The organism is Halomonas gemina (assembly GCF_023554995.1).
Lineage (GTDB): Bacteria > Pseudomonadota > Gammaproteobacteria > Pseudomonadales > Halomonadaceae > Halomonas > Halomonas gemina.
Map to the genome: position 1 here is coordinate 58929 of NZ_JAMJPK010000009.1, position 13972 is coordinate 72900.

The window sequence follows — 13972 nt, forward strand, 5'->3', positions numbered from 1 at the left end:
GGGGGCTCGCCAGTGCGGGTCGCTGGAACCGTGGGCGAGCAGGATCAGGGCGTGGGTCATGGAAGTCTCCAGTCGCGATGGGTCAGTGAGCGTCGGCCGCCAGGGCCTCACCCAGATGGTGGCCGGAGAGCCAGGCATCCTCGACCCGCGGCCCACGCCAGGCGTCGCCGCACAGCGCCAGCCCCGCGGACGAGCGCCGGTAGTCGAGGTTGACGGCCTCGCCCGCGGCGAAGACGTCCGGCTGGGCGTAGCGCCAGAGGTGGGCCCCCAGGTCGCTGGGCTCGGGCAGCGTGACGCCGTGCGGCAGGCGCGCGCGGAAGGCATCAAGCAGTTCCCGGGCCACGGCCTCGGCGTCGAGCGCGAGGTGGGCCTCGCTCCATTCCAGACGCGCCAGCAGGCTGAGGCTCTCGCCCTGCCCGTGGCGGCCGGGCTTGTGGTCGTTGCGGCTGACGAAGCGCAGCGGATCGGCGTCCTGCGTCCGGTCCTGGCCGGGGTCCAGGCGCACCGCCTGCCAGTCGTCGTCGACCCCCGGCAGGGACGGCAGCGGCGCATCGAAGCATGCCCAGGCCGTCCAGCAGGGGCGCTGGATCACCGCCTCGCAGGCCTGGGCTAGGGCCGGCTCGTGGTCGGCCAGCAGCGCCGCGGCCTGGGGCGTCGGTACCGCGATCACCACCCGCGTGAAGGGACCGTGACGCTGACGGTGCTGGTCCAGCAGCCACCATTGGCCGTCGTGGGATTCGAGGCGCTCGATGCGTGTGTCGGTGGTAACCTCGAGCCCCTCGGCCAGCCGGCGGGGCACGGCGCTCATGCGCGGGTCGCCGATGAAGCGCTCGACGTCGTCCCGGTGGCGCTGCCAGCCCGTCTCGCTCACTTGCCAGAGGGCCTCGGGCCAGCTGGCGACATGGCCCGCCTCCCGCCAGGCGGTGACCTGGCGTTGGAAGGCCGGGTCACGCACGCTGAAGAATTGGGCGCCCAGGTCGACCACGGCGCCCGGCAGGCGACGGCTGGACAACCGTCCCCCGGGGCCGCGGCCCTTGTCGAAGAGGTGCACCGGCAGGCCGGCCGCGCGCAGGGCCTGCCCGCAGGCGAGGCCGGCGATGCCGGCGCCGATGATGGCGATGGAAACGGGAGGCTGGGACATGGTCATCTCGTGCAGTCAACGGCGTTCATCGCTAGACTAGCAGAAGTGTACAACGGCTGTATAACTCACGGTGGCTTGTCTTAATGGCATGGGGAGGGATTCCGGATGCGAGTGTTGATCACGGGCGGCAGCGGTTTCGTCGGGCAGCGGCTCTGCCTGCGGTTGAAGGAGGCCGGGCATCGCCTGCTGGTGGTGTCGCGGGAGCCGGAGCAGGTGCGCGACCGCCTGCCGGAGGGCAGCGATATCCGCCGTTCGGTGCTGGACTTCGTCGACACGCCGCCGGACGCCATCGTCAACCTGGCCGGCGAGTCGATCGCCGCCCGCCGCTGGGGCGACAACCAGAAGAAGCGCCTGATCGACTCCCGGGTCAACATCACCGGCGACCTGGTGATGCTCTGCGAGCAGCTCGAGGCCAGCCAGGGCCGGACACCCCGCGTGATGGTTTCCGCCTCGGCGATGGGCTACTACGGCGACCAGGGTGATCGCGAGGTCACCGAAGAGACCCCGCCCCACGACGAGTTCGCCCACCGCCTCTGCAAGCGCTGGGAGGATACCGCCCGGGAGGCGGCGGATTTCGGCGTCCGGGTGGCGCTGCTGCGCATCGGCCTGGTGCTCGATGTCGGCGGCGGCAGCCTGGAGAAGATGTTGCCGCCCTTCAAGCTGGGGCTGGGTGGGCGCTTCGGCGACGGCAAGCAGTACATGCCCTGGATCCATCGCGAGGACCTGGTCCGCGCGATCCTCTTCCTGATTGAGCGCGACGACCTGGAGGGCCCCTTCAACGGCAGCGCGCCGAATCCCGTCACCAATGCCGAGTTCACCCGCACCCTGGCCAAGCAATTGGGGCGTCCCGCCCTGATGCCGGTGCCGGCCATCGTGCTGGAGACCGCCTTCGGCGAGATGTCGCGGCTGCTGCTGACCGGAGCCGACATGCGCCCGGCCCGGCTGCTCGAGGCGGGCTTCGAGTTCCGGTTCGAGACGCTGGAGAAGGCCCTGGCCGATATCCTGGGCTAGCGGCCAAGCGGCCAAGCGGCCAAGCGGCCAAGCGGCCAAGCAGCTATGCCAGATGCGCCTTCGACTTATCGGGCCCATTCAGCTGTAGGAGCGATCTTCAGATCGCGAAAGGAGGCCGGAGGCCTCCCTTGGCGTCAGGCATTTAGCTCGGGGCGCCTGCCGGCGCCATTCGCGCAGCAAGCTGCGCTCCCACTGCCCGGCTTCGCCGGGAGCTGTAAGCTGGAAGACGGAAGTTGTGGGAGCGAACTTCAGTTCGCGAAGACATTGCCGCCTTGGCCTTACCGCGCGTCGTCACCCACGGTGACGATCACCCGCACCGCATCGAGGCGCAGTCGCGCGCCCTCGATGGCGGTATCCAGCTCGGCACGCTCGGCGCGCAGTGCCTCGAGCTCGTCGTCGCGGACCGCCGGGTTGAGCCGCGAGAGCGCCTCGAGGCGGCTGAGCTCGGCATCGAGCTCGGTGCGCATGCGCACCTGGGCGGCCTCGACAATGCTCGGCAGCTCCCGCTCGGCCTCCGCCTCGGCGCCGTCGAGCAGCTCGCGCAGCCGGTCGTGGCGGCTCTTGATCAGGTCCCGGGCGACCGCCTTCTTGACCTTCTGCACCGCCTTCGAGAGGCCGGTAAAGGAGATCTTGTCGGTTAGGTTGGCGCCGGATTCGTCGAGCAGCACGCGCACCGCGGTGGGCGGCAGGAAGCGGTTGAGGTGCAGCCGCTTCGGTGCCGGACAGTGGGTGCGGAAGACCAGCTCGACCATCAGGCGGCCGGCGGGAATCGCCGGGTGCCTGAGCAGGGCCAGGGCGGTGTTGCCCATGGGGCCGTCGAGGATCCGGCCCATCATCTCGCGCAGCAGGGGATGCTCCCAGGAGAGGCGCTGGACGTCGTCCCGGGTCAGGGCCCGGGCGCGGGAGAAGGTGGCCGAGAAGCCCTCCTCGCCCTTCACCAGGCCCGGCAGGCCGTCGAGCATCTGCGGGCTCGGCTGCAGGTACTGGATGCCGCCGCCCAGCTCCTGGCTGTCGACGCCGAAGATCTCGAGCGCCTGGTCCAGGTAGCGGGACAGGGCCTTGTCGGCGTCGAGCTCGCGGATCGCCTCGATGACCGCATCGGCGCGGTCCAGGCGGCAGGCGTTGAGCTCGAGCAATCGGTTGCGGCCGGCATCGCGCTCGGCCAGGCGCGCCTCGAACAGTGCCCGGGTCTCCGCGATCACCTCCTCGAGCGCCTCGTCGTCGAGCAGGCTGTCGGCCAGGGTATCGCCGAAGGCGGCATGGATCTCGCTGCCCAGGCCATGGGGCGCGCTGAAGGCGTCCATGCCCTGGTGGTACCAGCGCAGCAGCTTCTCGCCGGGGCTGCCGGTGAACACCGGTACATGCAGCTCGATGGCGTGGCGCTGGCCGATGCGGTCGAGCCGGCCGATGCGCTGCTCCAGCTGGTCGGGATGCAGCGGCAGGTCGAACATCACCAGGTGGCGGCAGAACTGGAAGTTGCGCCCCTCGGAGCCGATCTCCGAGCAGACCAGCACCTGGCAGCCCTCTTCCTGGTCGGCGAAGGCCGCCGCGGCGCGGTCGCGCTCCACCAGCGAGAGCCCCTCGTGGAACACCGGAGCCTGGTAGCCGCCGAGCACCCGCAGCCCCTCGGCCAGCCCCAGGGCGGTCTCGCGGTCATGGGCGATCACCAGCACCTTGTCATCGGCGAAGCCGTCCTCGCCGTCGTCGGCGAGGCGTGCCAGCAGCCAGGTCACCCGCGGGTCGAACTGCCACCACGGCTCGGTGTTGAGCGGGTCGTCGGTCAACGCCCGGTACATGGCATCCGGGTAGATCAGCACCTCGGGATGGTCGAGCCCGGTCTCGATCAGCAGCTCGTCCAGGTAGTCCTCGTCGCGCGCCAGGCGGCGCAGCACCCGGCGGTAGGAGGAGGGCGCCTCGAGCTCCGCGATATGCAGGCGGCGCTCCGGGAAGCCGCCCACATGGCGACGGCTGTTGCGGAACATCACCCGGCCGGTGCCGTGGCGGTCCAGCAGCTGATCGCGCAGCTGGTCGCGGGCGGCGGCGTGCTGGTCGTCGCCACGCTCGGGGTCGGCCAGGGTGTCGAGCAGGGCCAGGCTGTCGGGCTCGGCGATCACCGCGGCGACGCTCTCGCGGTCGGCGGCCTCGCCCGGCAGGCGCTCCAGGGCGTCGATCGCCTCGGCCACCTCCACGTAGTGCTGCTCCTCCTCGCGGAAGGCCGCGAGGCTGTGATAGCGGTCCGGGTCGAGCAGGCGCAGCCGCGCGAAGTGGCTTTCCAGGCCCATCTGCTCGGGGGTGGCGGTGAGCAGCAGCATGCCGGGTACCTGGGCGGCCAGGCGCCCCACGCAGGCGTAGCCGGGGCCGCTCTGCTCCGGGCTCCAGTCCAGGTGGTGGGCCTCGTCGACGATCAGCAGTTCCCAGTCGCAGGCCAGCGCCTGCTGCTGGCGATGGGGGTTGGCGAACAGCCAGTCCTGGCTGGCCAGTACCAGCTGGCCGGCCTCGAAGGGGTTCGCCTCGCCGTGGGCCTGGCTCTGCTGCTCGTCGAGCAGGGTGACCTCGAGGGCGAAGCGGCGCAGCAGCTCCACCAGCCACTGGTGGGTCAGGCTCGCCGGCACCAGGATCAGCGCCCGCTCGGCGCGGCCGGTGAGCAGCAGGCGGTGCAGGATCAACCCGGCCTCGATGGTCTTGCCCAGCCCCACCTCGTCGGCCAGCAGTACCCGCGGCGCGTGGCGACGGGCCACCTCGTCGGCGATGTAGAGCTGGTGGGGGATCAGGTCGATGCGCGGGCCGGCCAGGCCGAGTGCCGGATTCTGCTCGATGCGATGGAAGTGGTGCAGGGTGCGAAAGCGCAGGTCGAACCAGTCGTTGCGGTCGACCTGGCCGGTGAGCAGGCGGTCGCGGGCCTGGTCGAACTGCATGGTGTCGGCGAGCCGCGCCTCGGGCAGCTCGGTGAGCTCGCCGGCGTCGTCTTCGCCGATATAGACGATCAGGCCGCCGACCTCCTTGCTGTCGTCGACGGTCATCTGCCAGCCCTCGGCGGACTGGATGCGGTCGCCGCTGCCGAAGGCCACCCGGGTCAGGGGGGCGTTGCGGCTGCTGTAGGTGCGGGTTTCCTGGCTGGCGCCGAAGAGCACGGTGACGCTGCGGACGTCGACGTTGAGGATGGTGCCCAGGCCGAGTTCGGCCTCGCCGTCGCTGATCCAGCGCTGGCCGGGAGAGAAGTCGCTCATGGTGCCTCGGGGATGCTTGGGATCGGTTCGGTGCCGCTGGCCACACCCGGCCCGGCGGCGACAGGGCGCGGTATCTTACCGCAAAGCCAAGCGCGGCTTAAGCGTCCAGGCGCCGATCAGGAGGCGATCGCCCCGAGGCCGCTCAGCGCTCCTCCAGCCAGGCCGAGAGCTGGGCGCGGGTCAGCTCGCCGACGTGCTGATCCAGGGCGCGGCCCTCGGCGTCGAACAGCAGGGTGGTGGGCAGGCCCGGGGACTCGGCCAGCACCATCAGCTGCTGGCGCGGGTCGAGGAGGGCATGGCCGAAGTCGAGGCCCTGCTCGTCGAGGTAGCGCACTACCTGCAGCAGCTCCTCGCCCTGGTTGACGATCACCACGGTGACCCCTTCCCGTGCATCGGCCTCGGCTAATATTGGCATCTCGCGACGGCAGGGCGGGCACCAGGTGGCCCAGAGGTTGACCACCACCCGCTCGCCGGACAGCGACGCCAGGTTCACCTCCTCGCCGTCGAGGTTCTCCAGGGCGAGGTCAGGCAGCGCGCGAAGCGCCATGCCGCCGCCGAGCGGGGCCAGGGTGACCAGCGTCAGCCACAGCAGCGAGGCACCCAGCGCCAGGCCCATGCCGCCCAGCATCGCCCCCAGGCGGTCGCGCAGCGACCAGGCGGTCCAGCCCAGCGCGGCCAGCAGGCCCCAGAGGCCATGGTAGCCGGGCTGCCAGAGCTTGAGGATGTCCAGGGGCGCCTCGGCATAGGCGCCCAGGTTCATCAGCCCATGCCCCAGTCGGGCGCCGACCAGCCAGGCCAGCAGTAGGCCGTTGAACCAGCGGGCATGGCGGCCCCGGGGCAGGCCGAGCAGGAAGGCGCTGGCAGCCAGCAGGACCAGGGCGGCAAGGAAGGCATAGAGGCGCGGCAGCGCGATCAGGACGGGCCCCAGGGCGATGGCATCCATGTCGTGGCGGTGGCTCCCGAGTGGTCGGCGGCTGGCGCCGCAGCGGGTACACTGGGCGCATTCGTTTCGCCAAGCCTACTGCCGGCGGGCAGGGCTGTCATCCAGCGGGAGCACTCATGGCACGACCGGCCTTCGATACCCTGCGCGCCCTGGCGATCGCCAGCCAGGCGACGGGCTTCATCCTGATCATTACCCTGGAGACCCTGATGGGGGATGCCGCGCGTCCCTGGCAGGGCTGGACCCTGGCGGCCATGGTGGCGGCCGCGCTGTGGATCGCCCTGGTGCGTCTCTACCGCCGCAACAGGGCGCGCAAGGCCATGGCCAGGCGCCTGGCCGACGATGACGACGATGCGGATTGAGCGGGCGGCAGGGCGCGGAGTGCCGACATCCTGGCCAGCCGGGTGCTGGCCTCGCTGCCGGTGGCCGGTCGCCAGCATCGGCGCATGCACAACAAGCTGTGGCTCGCCGACAACGCCGTGGGCATCGTCGGCGGGCGCAACCTGGGTGACGAGTACTACAGCGCCGGTTCGCCGCGCAACTTCGCCGACCTGGACCTGCTGGTCATGGGGCCGGTGATGGCGCCGCTGTCGCGCAGCTTCGATCTCTACTGGAACCATGGCCTGGCCCAGCCCATCGGCCGCTATCGCCAGGCCGACCCCGATGCCTGGCGGGTGCTGCGCAACCGCCTGGCCGCCTGGCTCGAGGCGCGCAGCGACTCGACCTACTTCGCCGCCCTGCGTGAGCGCTACGAGAACCGCTCCCGCAGCCGGCTGGCCGACTCGCTGCACTGGGGGGAGGCCGAGGCCCTGTGGGACCCGCCCGGCAAGCCGGCGCGCCGCGGCCGCCCGCCGCTGGCCGAGACCATGGCCGGCCAGCTGGTGCGTCGGCTAGCCCCAGAGTCGCGGCTGCTGCTGGTCTCCGCCTACTTCGTGCCCACCTCGGCGGGCAGTCGCCGGCTGCAGGCGATGGCCGAGGCGGGCATCGAGGTGACGGTGGTCACCAACTCCTTGGAGGCCTCCGACGTCCCGCTCGTCCACGGCGCCTACGCGCCCTACCGGGCAGGGCTGCTGGAGAGCGGCGTGGCGCTCTTCGAGCTGCGCGGTGACCTCGCGGCGGACGGCGACCCGCACGACGAGCGTGTTGGCAGCTCCGGCTCGGTGCTGCACATCAAGGCGCTGGGGGTCGACCGGGACCGGCTCTTCGTGGGGTCGGCCAATGCCGACCCCCGTTCGGTATGGTGGAACACCGAGGTGGGGGTGCTGGCCGTGAGCGAGCCGCTGCTGGACGACTTCATGGCGTTCGTTGCCGAGGGGGCGAGCCCCCAGCAGAGCTATGCCCTCGAGCTCGATGTCCGGGGGCGGCTGCACTGGCTGACGCTGATCGATGGCCGCCCGGTCCACCTCGACCGCGAACCGGGCTCGGCGGGCGCGCGTCTGCTCGCCTGGCTCAGCGGCCTGCTGGGGCTGGAGCCCTGGCTCTGAGGCCACCCGCCAGCCGTGTATCCTGAGGCTGGTCAACCATAGGGAGGAGCCATGACCGACTCGACGTCCGGGGAGGCCACGGCGGCATCGCCGTCGCGGCTGGCGCGCCTCAAGGTGCCGGTGGGGCTGGCGCTGGGGCCGCTGGCCTTCCTGCTGCTGGTGCTGATGGAGGTGCCGGCAGGGATGCCGCCGGCGGCCTGGCAGGTGGTAGCACTGACCGCCTGGATGGCGATCTGGTGGGTACTGGAGCCGGTGCCCATCGCGGTCACCGCCCTGCTGCCGGTGGCCGTGCTGCCACTCATGGGCGTGGCGCCCATCGACCAGGTGGCGGCGCCCTATGCCAATCCGCTGATCTTCCTCTTTCTCGGGGGCTTCCTGCTGGCCGAGGCGATCCAGCGCTGGAGCCTGCATCGGCGCATCGCCATGCTGGTGCTGCGCTTTTCCGGCCTGCGCCCGGATCGTCTGGTGGGCGGCTTCATGGTCGCCACGGCGGCGCTGAGCATGTGGGTCAGCAATACCGCCACCGCGGCGCTGATGGTACCCATCGGTATCTCGGTGCTGACCATGCTGGAGCGGGAGGGTGGCGAGGGCGCCAGCCACCACATGGCCCTGACGCTGCTGCTGGGGATCGCCCTGGCCGCCAATATCGGTGGCATGGGCACGCTGATCGGCACGCCGCCTAATGCGCTGCTGGCCGGCTTCATGGCCGACAACTACGACATCGAGATCGGCTTCGCCCAGTGGATGCTGGTGGCGGTGCCCCCGTCCCTGTTGCTGCTGGTGCTGGCCTGGTGGCTGCTGACCCGCTGGGTCTACCCGGTGAGCCACGACGAGCTGCCGGGGGTGGCGCAGATGCTCCGCGAGCAGACCGAGGACCTGGGGCGCATGAGCCGCCCCGAGCAGCGAGTCGCGGCGGTCTTTGCCCTCGTCGCCCTGGCCTGGGTCACCCGGCCGCTGCTGGAGGCCTGGCTGCAGGTGCCGCTCAGCGATGCCGGTATCGCCGTGATCGGTGCCCTGCTGCTCTTCGTGGTGCCGGCCCGCTGGCGCCAGCGCCAGTTCCTGATGGACTGGGACAGCGCCCGTCAGCTGCCCTGGGGGGTACTGGTGCTGGTCGGTGGCGGGCTCAGCCTGGGCACGGCGATCGAGGGCAGCGGCCTGGCCGCGGCGGTGGCCCAGGGGCTGGGGGCCTTCGATGCCTGGCCGACCTGGGGCCTGGTGGCGATGGTCGTGGTGGTGGTGATGCTAATGAGCCACGTGACCAGCAATACCGCCACCGCGGCGGCGATCCTGCCGCTGACCGCCTCGCTGACCGTGAGCCTCGGTGCCAGCCCGCTGCTGCTCTCGGTGCCGGTGGCCATGGCGGCAAGCTGCGCCTTCATGCTGCCGGTGGCGACCCCGCCCAATGCCGTGGTCTTCGGCAGCGGCCGGCTGAGCGTGGCGGAGATGATGCGCGCCGGCGCCCTGGTGAGCCTGGCGGCGATCCTGGTCATCACCCTGGTGGTGTTCGGCCTGGCGATGCCGGTGCTGGGTTTCGGCTGGAGCGTTTGATCCAGGACATTGCCGGATTGCCGTCAGCGTCTAGGCTTGACTCAGGAGGGGGTGCCGCGGGGTATCCCGGTATGTCACTGAAAGGACAGATATCATGTACCAGACAATCCTCGTTCCCGTTGACGGTTCCAGCCATGCCGAGAAGGCGCTCCAGGTGGCCGCCCAGCTGGCCAGGGGGACGTCCGCCGTCCTGCACCTGATGACCGTGGCCGAGTTTCCGCCGGACAACATCGGCCTGTTCACCGGCGGCGTTGCCGAACCTTATGCCGAGGAGGAGCGCGAGAAGTTGGCGAAGGGCATGAAGGAGGAGGCCCACAAGGCGATCGACAAGGCACGCGCCACCGTCGACCTCGCCGACATCGAGGTCAAGGAGGTGGTTCGCCAGGGCCGCCCGGCGGAGCTGATCACCGGCGAGGCCGAGGCACTCGGCGCCGATGCCATCGTCATGGGCAGCCGTGGCGTCAGCGACATGCGCGGCATGGTGTTCGGCAGCGTCTCCCACAAGGTCAGCCATACCGCCGATTGCACCGTGATTACCGTGACCTGAGGAGTCAGGGCGTCAGGAGACTCACTGGCCTTGCCCCTTCACGAGGTGGTCGGTGCCGGGGCATCGACTCGCACCTGGACATAGGATCCCGGCGCCTCCTCGAGGGGGGTGAAGCGGCCACCGCCAGGCTCTCGGGCTGTCACCTGCCCACCGCCATGGCGCTTGAGCCAGGTGCGCCATTCCCGCCACCATGAGCCCGGATGATGAGTGGCTGAGGCTAGCCAGCGCTCGGGATCGCGGGGCAGGTGGCCATAGCTCCAGTAGCCATACTTCGCCGAGTCGGCCGGATTGATGACGCCCGCGATATGGCCGGATCCACCGAGGATGAATCGTGGACGGCGGCCCAGCAGGTGTGCGCCGCGGTAGCTGGATTGCCAGGGGGCGATATGATCCTTCTCGGTCGCCACGAAGAACGCCGGGGTGCGCACCTTGCCAAGGTCGATGGCCTCTCCCGCCAGGGAAATTCCCCCGGGTTCGGTGAGGCGATTTTCCAGGTACATGTTGCGCAGGTAGAAGCTCTGCATGCGCCGGGGCATGCGGGTGGAGTCCGAATTCCAGTAGAGCAGATCGAAGGCCTTGGGGTCGCGGCCGAGCAGGTAGTTGTTGATCACGAAACTCCAGACCAGATCGGCGGACTGCAGCAGGTTGAAGGCATTGGCCAGATGCGTGCCCTCCAGATAGCCGCGCTGGGCCATGTGTTGCTCCATGTAGCGGATCTGCTCCTCGTCGATGAACACCTCCAGCGGCCCTACCTCGCTGAAATCGAGCAGGGTGGTGAAGAAGGTGGCGCTGCTGACCCGATCATCCCCCCGGGCGGCCTGGTGCGCCAGGGTGCAGGCCAGCAGGGTGCCACCGATGCAGTAGCCGATAGTGTTGAGCGACGCCTCGCCTGTCACCTCCTCGACGATGTCCATGGCCTTGAGGGTGCCCTGAGTGAGGTAGTCGTCGAAGGCCACCTCGGCATAGCGCTCGTCCGGGTTGACCCACGAGATGATGAAGACCGTTATCCCCTGTTCGACGGCCCAGCGGATGAAAGAGCGCTGCGGGGTCAGATCCAGGATGTAGTACTTGTTGATCCAGGGGGGGACGATGAGCAAGGGCTGGCGGTCGACCTCCTCGGTGGCCGGCGCGTATTGAATGAGTTGCATCAGCTCGTTCTGATAGATGACCTTGCCGGGGGTCACCGCGATGTTCTTGCCCAGCTCCAGCCCGGCAGCATCGCTCTGCTTGATGCGCAATAGCCCCTCGCCCCGGGCCATGTCGTCCATCAGGTTGGCCATGCCCTGCAGCAGGTTGGCGCCGCCGGTACGGACCGTGGCTTCGATCACCTCGGGGTTGGTGGTGGCAAAATTGCTGGGGGCGAGCGCGTCCATCAGCTGACGCGCATAGAACTCGATCTTCACCCGCTCTTCCCTGTCCAGGTCGTCGGAGACATCATGGACCGCACTCAGCCACTGCTCGGCGGTCAACTGGTAGGCTTGCCTGAGCGCATCGAAGAAGAGGTTCTCCTCCCAGCCCTTACCCTTGAAACGCCGGTCTCTCGGGTCGTACTGGACGGACGGTGGTGGTGCCTGGCCGCACAGTCGCAGCGCCGTGTCCTGCCAGAGTGCCGCATAGCCCTGGCACAGCTGCATCTGTACGTCCAGGGCGCGCTGCGGATGCCGCAGAAACTGCTGGCCCAGGCTGGCGAGCGACTTGGCGGCAACCGCCGGGTCAGGCAGAGTAAAGAAATCCCCGCGCGCCTGTCGCTCGAGCAAGCCCTGCAGGGCCCGGGACGACTCGGTCGACAAGCGCGCGAGGATCTCGGCGTAACGCTGTGCCAGGATGTCGTCTGGTGCCTCGGGCGGTGTCTGCCCATCACCTGCCTTCGGTGACGAATGCCGTGGGTCAGTCATGGTCCGTACCTCTGTGAGTCCGCTACCCGGTTGCCGTGCGCGACCCCAGGTCAGACGCGGGCGTTTCGCAGATTGAAGACTCAGGGTGGATGTGCATGATCCTGGCTGCTGCAACCTACGGTTTCAGTATCGTCGGGATTGCGTGAGACGCAACCGGCCAGGCGTAGAGGTGATCACCGGGACCCGCCGCACACTGACATCGGAAGTGGCATCAAGGCGCAACTCACGGATGGGCATCATGCGCCAACGTGGTTCGAGGTTCTGAACACGGTTGCGGGGGAACCGGGCGCCGCCACTCGCCGCATCCATGCCTTTAAAGGCACGTGTGCCGAGCTATATCGGCGTATACAATCTGATGCTCATATGGAGCCCTGGACGAAATGACCAAGAACCCGATGGAAATGATGTTTGCCTGGATGAAGGTCGCCTCGGCCTATAACAGGATGTCGCTGGCTGCCTGTGAGGTGATCGCCCATCGCACCATGAAGATGGCAAGCGGGGCGATGACCGGCCCCGAGGCAGTGGGGATGGTCATGGAGAAGGCCACGACCTTCACCACCGCTGCCGAGCAAGCGGCAGTGGCGGCGGCGCGCGGTGGCGATCCCGCACGTATCGCGGCCGCGGCGTTGAAGCCTTACGGCACCAAGACCCGCGCGAACGTGCGCAAGCTGCAGTCCCATGGCGCCAAGCCTCGGGCGAAGTCGCGCAACAAGACACGGCGCTGATGGGAGCGTACGGGGGCATGCCGCAAACGCGGCCAGGGCGCTCGCCATATTGCCACCCAGGCGCCACAACAGAAAAACCGCCACCCGGAATGATCCGTAAGTGGCGGTTTTTGCTGTGTTCTTTGGTCGGAGTAGCAGGATTCGAACCTACGACCTCTGCCTCCCGAAGGCAGCGCTCTACCAAGCTGAGCTATACTCCGAACTTTTTTTGCATCGGGTCTGTGTTGACCGACGGAGCGCATTATACGCAAGCCTTGCCGGCATGCAAGCCCCTCGAGCGGCTTTGCGCCGCTCAGGTCTGCCGGTCGACAGCCAGGCGGGCGAGCTCGGCCATGCTGTCGCGGAAGGGGCTCTCGGGCAGCGCGTCGAGCTGTGCCAGGGCCCTGTCGGCCATCTCCTCGGCGCGGGCCCGGGTGTAGTCCAGGGCGCCGGTGTCACGCACGATGGTCAGTACCTCCTCCAGGTGGTCGAGGCCGCCCTTGCGGATGGCCCGGCGGACCAGGTCGCGCTGCGCGGGGGTACCGGCGACCATGGCCTGGATCAGCGGCAGGGTCGGCTTGCCCTCGGCCAGGTCGTCGCCCACGTTCTTGCCCATCGCCTCGGCGTCGCCCTGGTAGTCGAGCAGGTCGTCGATCAGCTGGAAGGCCAGGCCCAGGTAGCGGCCGTAGTACTGCAGGGCCGCCTCCTGGTCTGGGTTGGCGTCGGCGAGTATGGCGCCGCTGTGGGAGGCCGCCTCGAAGAGCATGGCGGTCTTGCCCTGGATGGTCTCGAAGTAGGCCGCTTCGTCGGTATCGGGGTTGCCCACGTTGGTGAGCTGCTGCACCTCGCCCTCGGCAATGGTGCAGGTGGCCCGCGAAAGCACGTCCATGATCCGCATCGAGCCCACCTCCACCATCATCTGGAAGGAGCGTGAGTAGAGGAAGTCGCCCACCAGCACCGAGGGGGCATTGCCCCAGGCGTCGTTGGCCGTGGCCTTGCCACGGCGCATGTGGGACTCGTCGACCACGTCGTCATGCAGCAGCGTCGAGGTGTGCATGAACTCCACCAGGGTCGCCAGGGTGATGTGCCGGTCGCCCTGGTAGCCCAGCGAGCGCGCCGCCAGCAGCACCAGCAGCGGGCGCAGCCGCTTGCCGCCGCTCTCGATGATGTACTGGCCGATGGTCTCCACCAGCGGGATGCGCGAGGCGAGCTGGTCCATGATCGTGCGGTTCACTGCGAGGAAATCATCGGCCACCGCGGCATGGAGCGGCGACGCGGGAGCGGGGCGGGGCGACTGGGGCGGTGAGGCGTTCGCAGGCATGGAGGCGGTTTCGACGGGTAGGTGGGGCCGGGGCGACGGGCGTCCCTTCTGGCATCGGGTTGCCGGCCATGCTATGGGGCCCCCATGGGGGCGTCAAGCCGGTGCTGGCGGGCCCTCGGCAGGGGTGCCGGCCTCGCCTCCCGGAGGGTGTTCC

The 13972-nt window shown here is 69.2% G+C and carries 11 protein-coding genes and 1 tRNA gene; 6 read left to right on the forward strand and 6 right to left on the reverse strand.

Features of this window, described 5'->3' with window-relative positions:
- Positions 1–82 precede the first annotated feature (82 nt).
- On the reverse strand, positions 83–1141 hold the full coding sequence (locus M8009_RS17230; RefSeq protein WP_250063450.1) for an NAD(P)/FAD-dependent oxidoreductase: 1059 nt from the start codon (positions 1139–1141) through the stop codon (positions 83–85).
- Between the two features lie 105 nt (positions 1142–1246).
- Here M8009_RS17230 and M8009_RS17235 point away from each other — a divergent pair, with 105 nt between their 5' ends.
- On the forward strand, positions 1247–2152 hold the full coding sequence (locus M8009_RS17235; protein WP_250063452.1) for a TIGR01777 family oxidoreductase: 906 nt from the start codon (positions 1247–1249) through the stop codon (positions 2150–2152).
- A gap of 278 nt (positions 2153–2430) precedes the next feature.
- Here M8009_RS17235 and rapA read toward each other — a convergent pair whose 3' ends face one another.
- Together rapA and M8009_RS17245 are read right to left on the reverse strand one after the other, a co-directional pair.
- Positions 2431–5379: an RNA polymerase-associated protein RapA gene (gene rapA / locus M8009_RS17240; protein WP_250063454.1), complete on the reverse strand. Its 2949-nt coding sequence runs from the start codon at positions 5377–5379 to the stop codon at positions 2431–2433.
- A 142-nt stretch (positions 5380–5521) separates the two neighbouring features.
- Positions 5522–6322: a TlpA family protein disulfide reductase gene (locus tag M8009_RS17245; protein ID WP_250063456.1), complete on the reverse strand. Its 801-nt coding sequence runs from the start codon at positions 6320–6322 to the stop codon at positions 5522–5524.
- Between the two features lie 116 nt (positions 6323–6438).
- On the opposite strand from M8009_RS17245, the gene M8009_RS17250 reads away from it, so the two are divergent.
- The 4 genes from M8009_RS17250 to M8009_RS17265 all read left to right on the forward strand — a co-directional run bounded on the left by M8009_RS17250 (position 6439) and on the right by M8009_RS17265 (position 9898).
- On the forward strand, positions 6439–6681 hold the full coding sequence (locus M8009_RS17250) for a hypothetical protein (protein WP_250063458.1): 243 nt from the start codon (positions 6439–6441) through the stop codon (positions 6679–6681).
- A 42-nt stretch (positions 6682–6723) separates the two neighbouring features.
- Entirely contained in the window at positions 6724–7803 is a 1080-nt protein-coding gene (locus tag M8009_RS17255; protein WP_250063460.1) for a phospholipase D-like domain-containing protein, read from the forward strand.
- 51 nt (positions 7804–7854) lie between these two features.
- The gene (locus M8009_RS17260) at positions 7855–9351 is read left to right on the forward strand and encodes an SLC13 family permease (protein ID WP_250063462.1); all 1497 of its coding nucleotides are present in this window, start codon (positions 7855–7857) and stop codon (positions 9349–9351) included.
- A gap of 94 nt (positions 9352–9445) precedes the next feature.
- Positions 9446–9898 carry a universal stress protein gene (locus M8009_RS17265; RefSeq protein WP_250063464.1) on the forward strand — a complete coding sequence of 151 codons (453 nt, stop codon included), beginning with the start codon at positions 9446–9448 and terminating at the stop codon, positions 9896–9898.
- A 38-nt stretch (positions 9899–9936) separates the two neighbouring features.
- On the opposite strand, the gene M8009_RS17270 is transcribed toward M8009_RS17265, so the two are convergent.
- On the reverse strand, positions 9937–11793 hold the full coding sequence (locus M8009_RS17270; RefSeq protein ID WP_250063466.1) for a PHA/PHB synthase family protein: 1857 nt from the start codon (positions 11791–11793) through the stop codon (positions 9937–9939).
- A gap of 380 nt (positions 11794–12173) precedes the next feature.
- Here M8009_RS17270 and M8009_RS17275 point away from each other — a divergent pair, with 380 nt between their 5' ends.
- The gene (locus tag M8009_RS17275; RefSeq protein ID WP_250063468.1) at positions 12174–12518 is read left to right on the forward strand and encodes a hypothetical protein; all 345 of its coding nucleotides are present in this window, start codon (positions 12174–12176) and stop codon (positions 12516–12518) included.
- Positions 12519–12641: 123 nt separating this feature from the next.
- Here M8009_RS17275 and M8009_RS17280 read toward each other — a convergent pair.
- Positions 12642–12718, reverse strand: a tRNA-Pro gene (locus M8009_RS17280).
- 92 nt (positions 12719–12810) lie between these two features.
- Entirely contained in the window at positions 12811–13818 is a 1008-nt protein-coding gene (gene ispB, locus M8009_RS17285) for an octaprenyl diphosphate synthase (protein WP_250063470.1), read from the reverse strand.
- Positions 13819–13972: the final 154 nt, after the last annotated feature.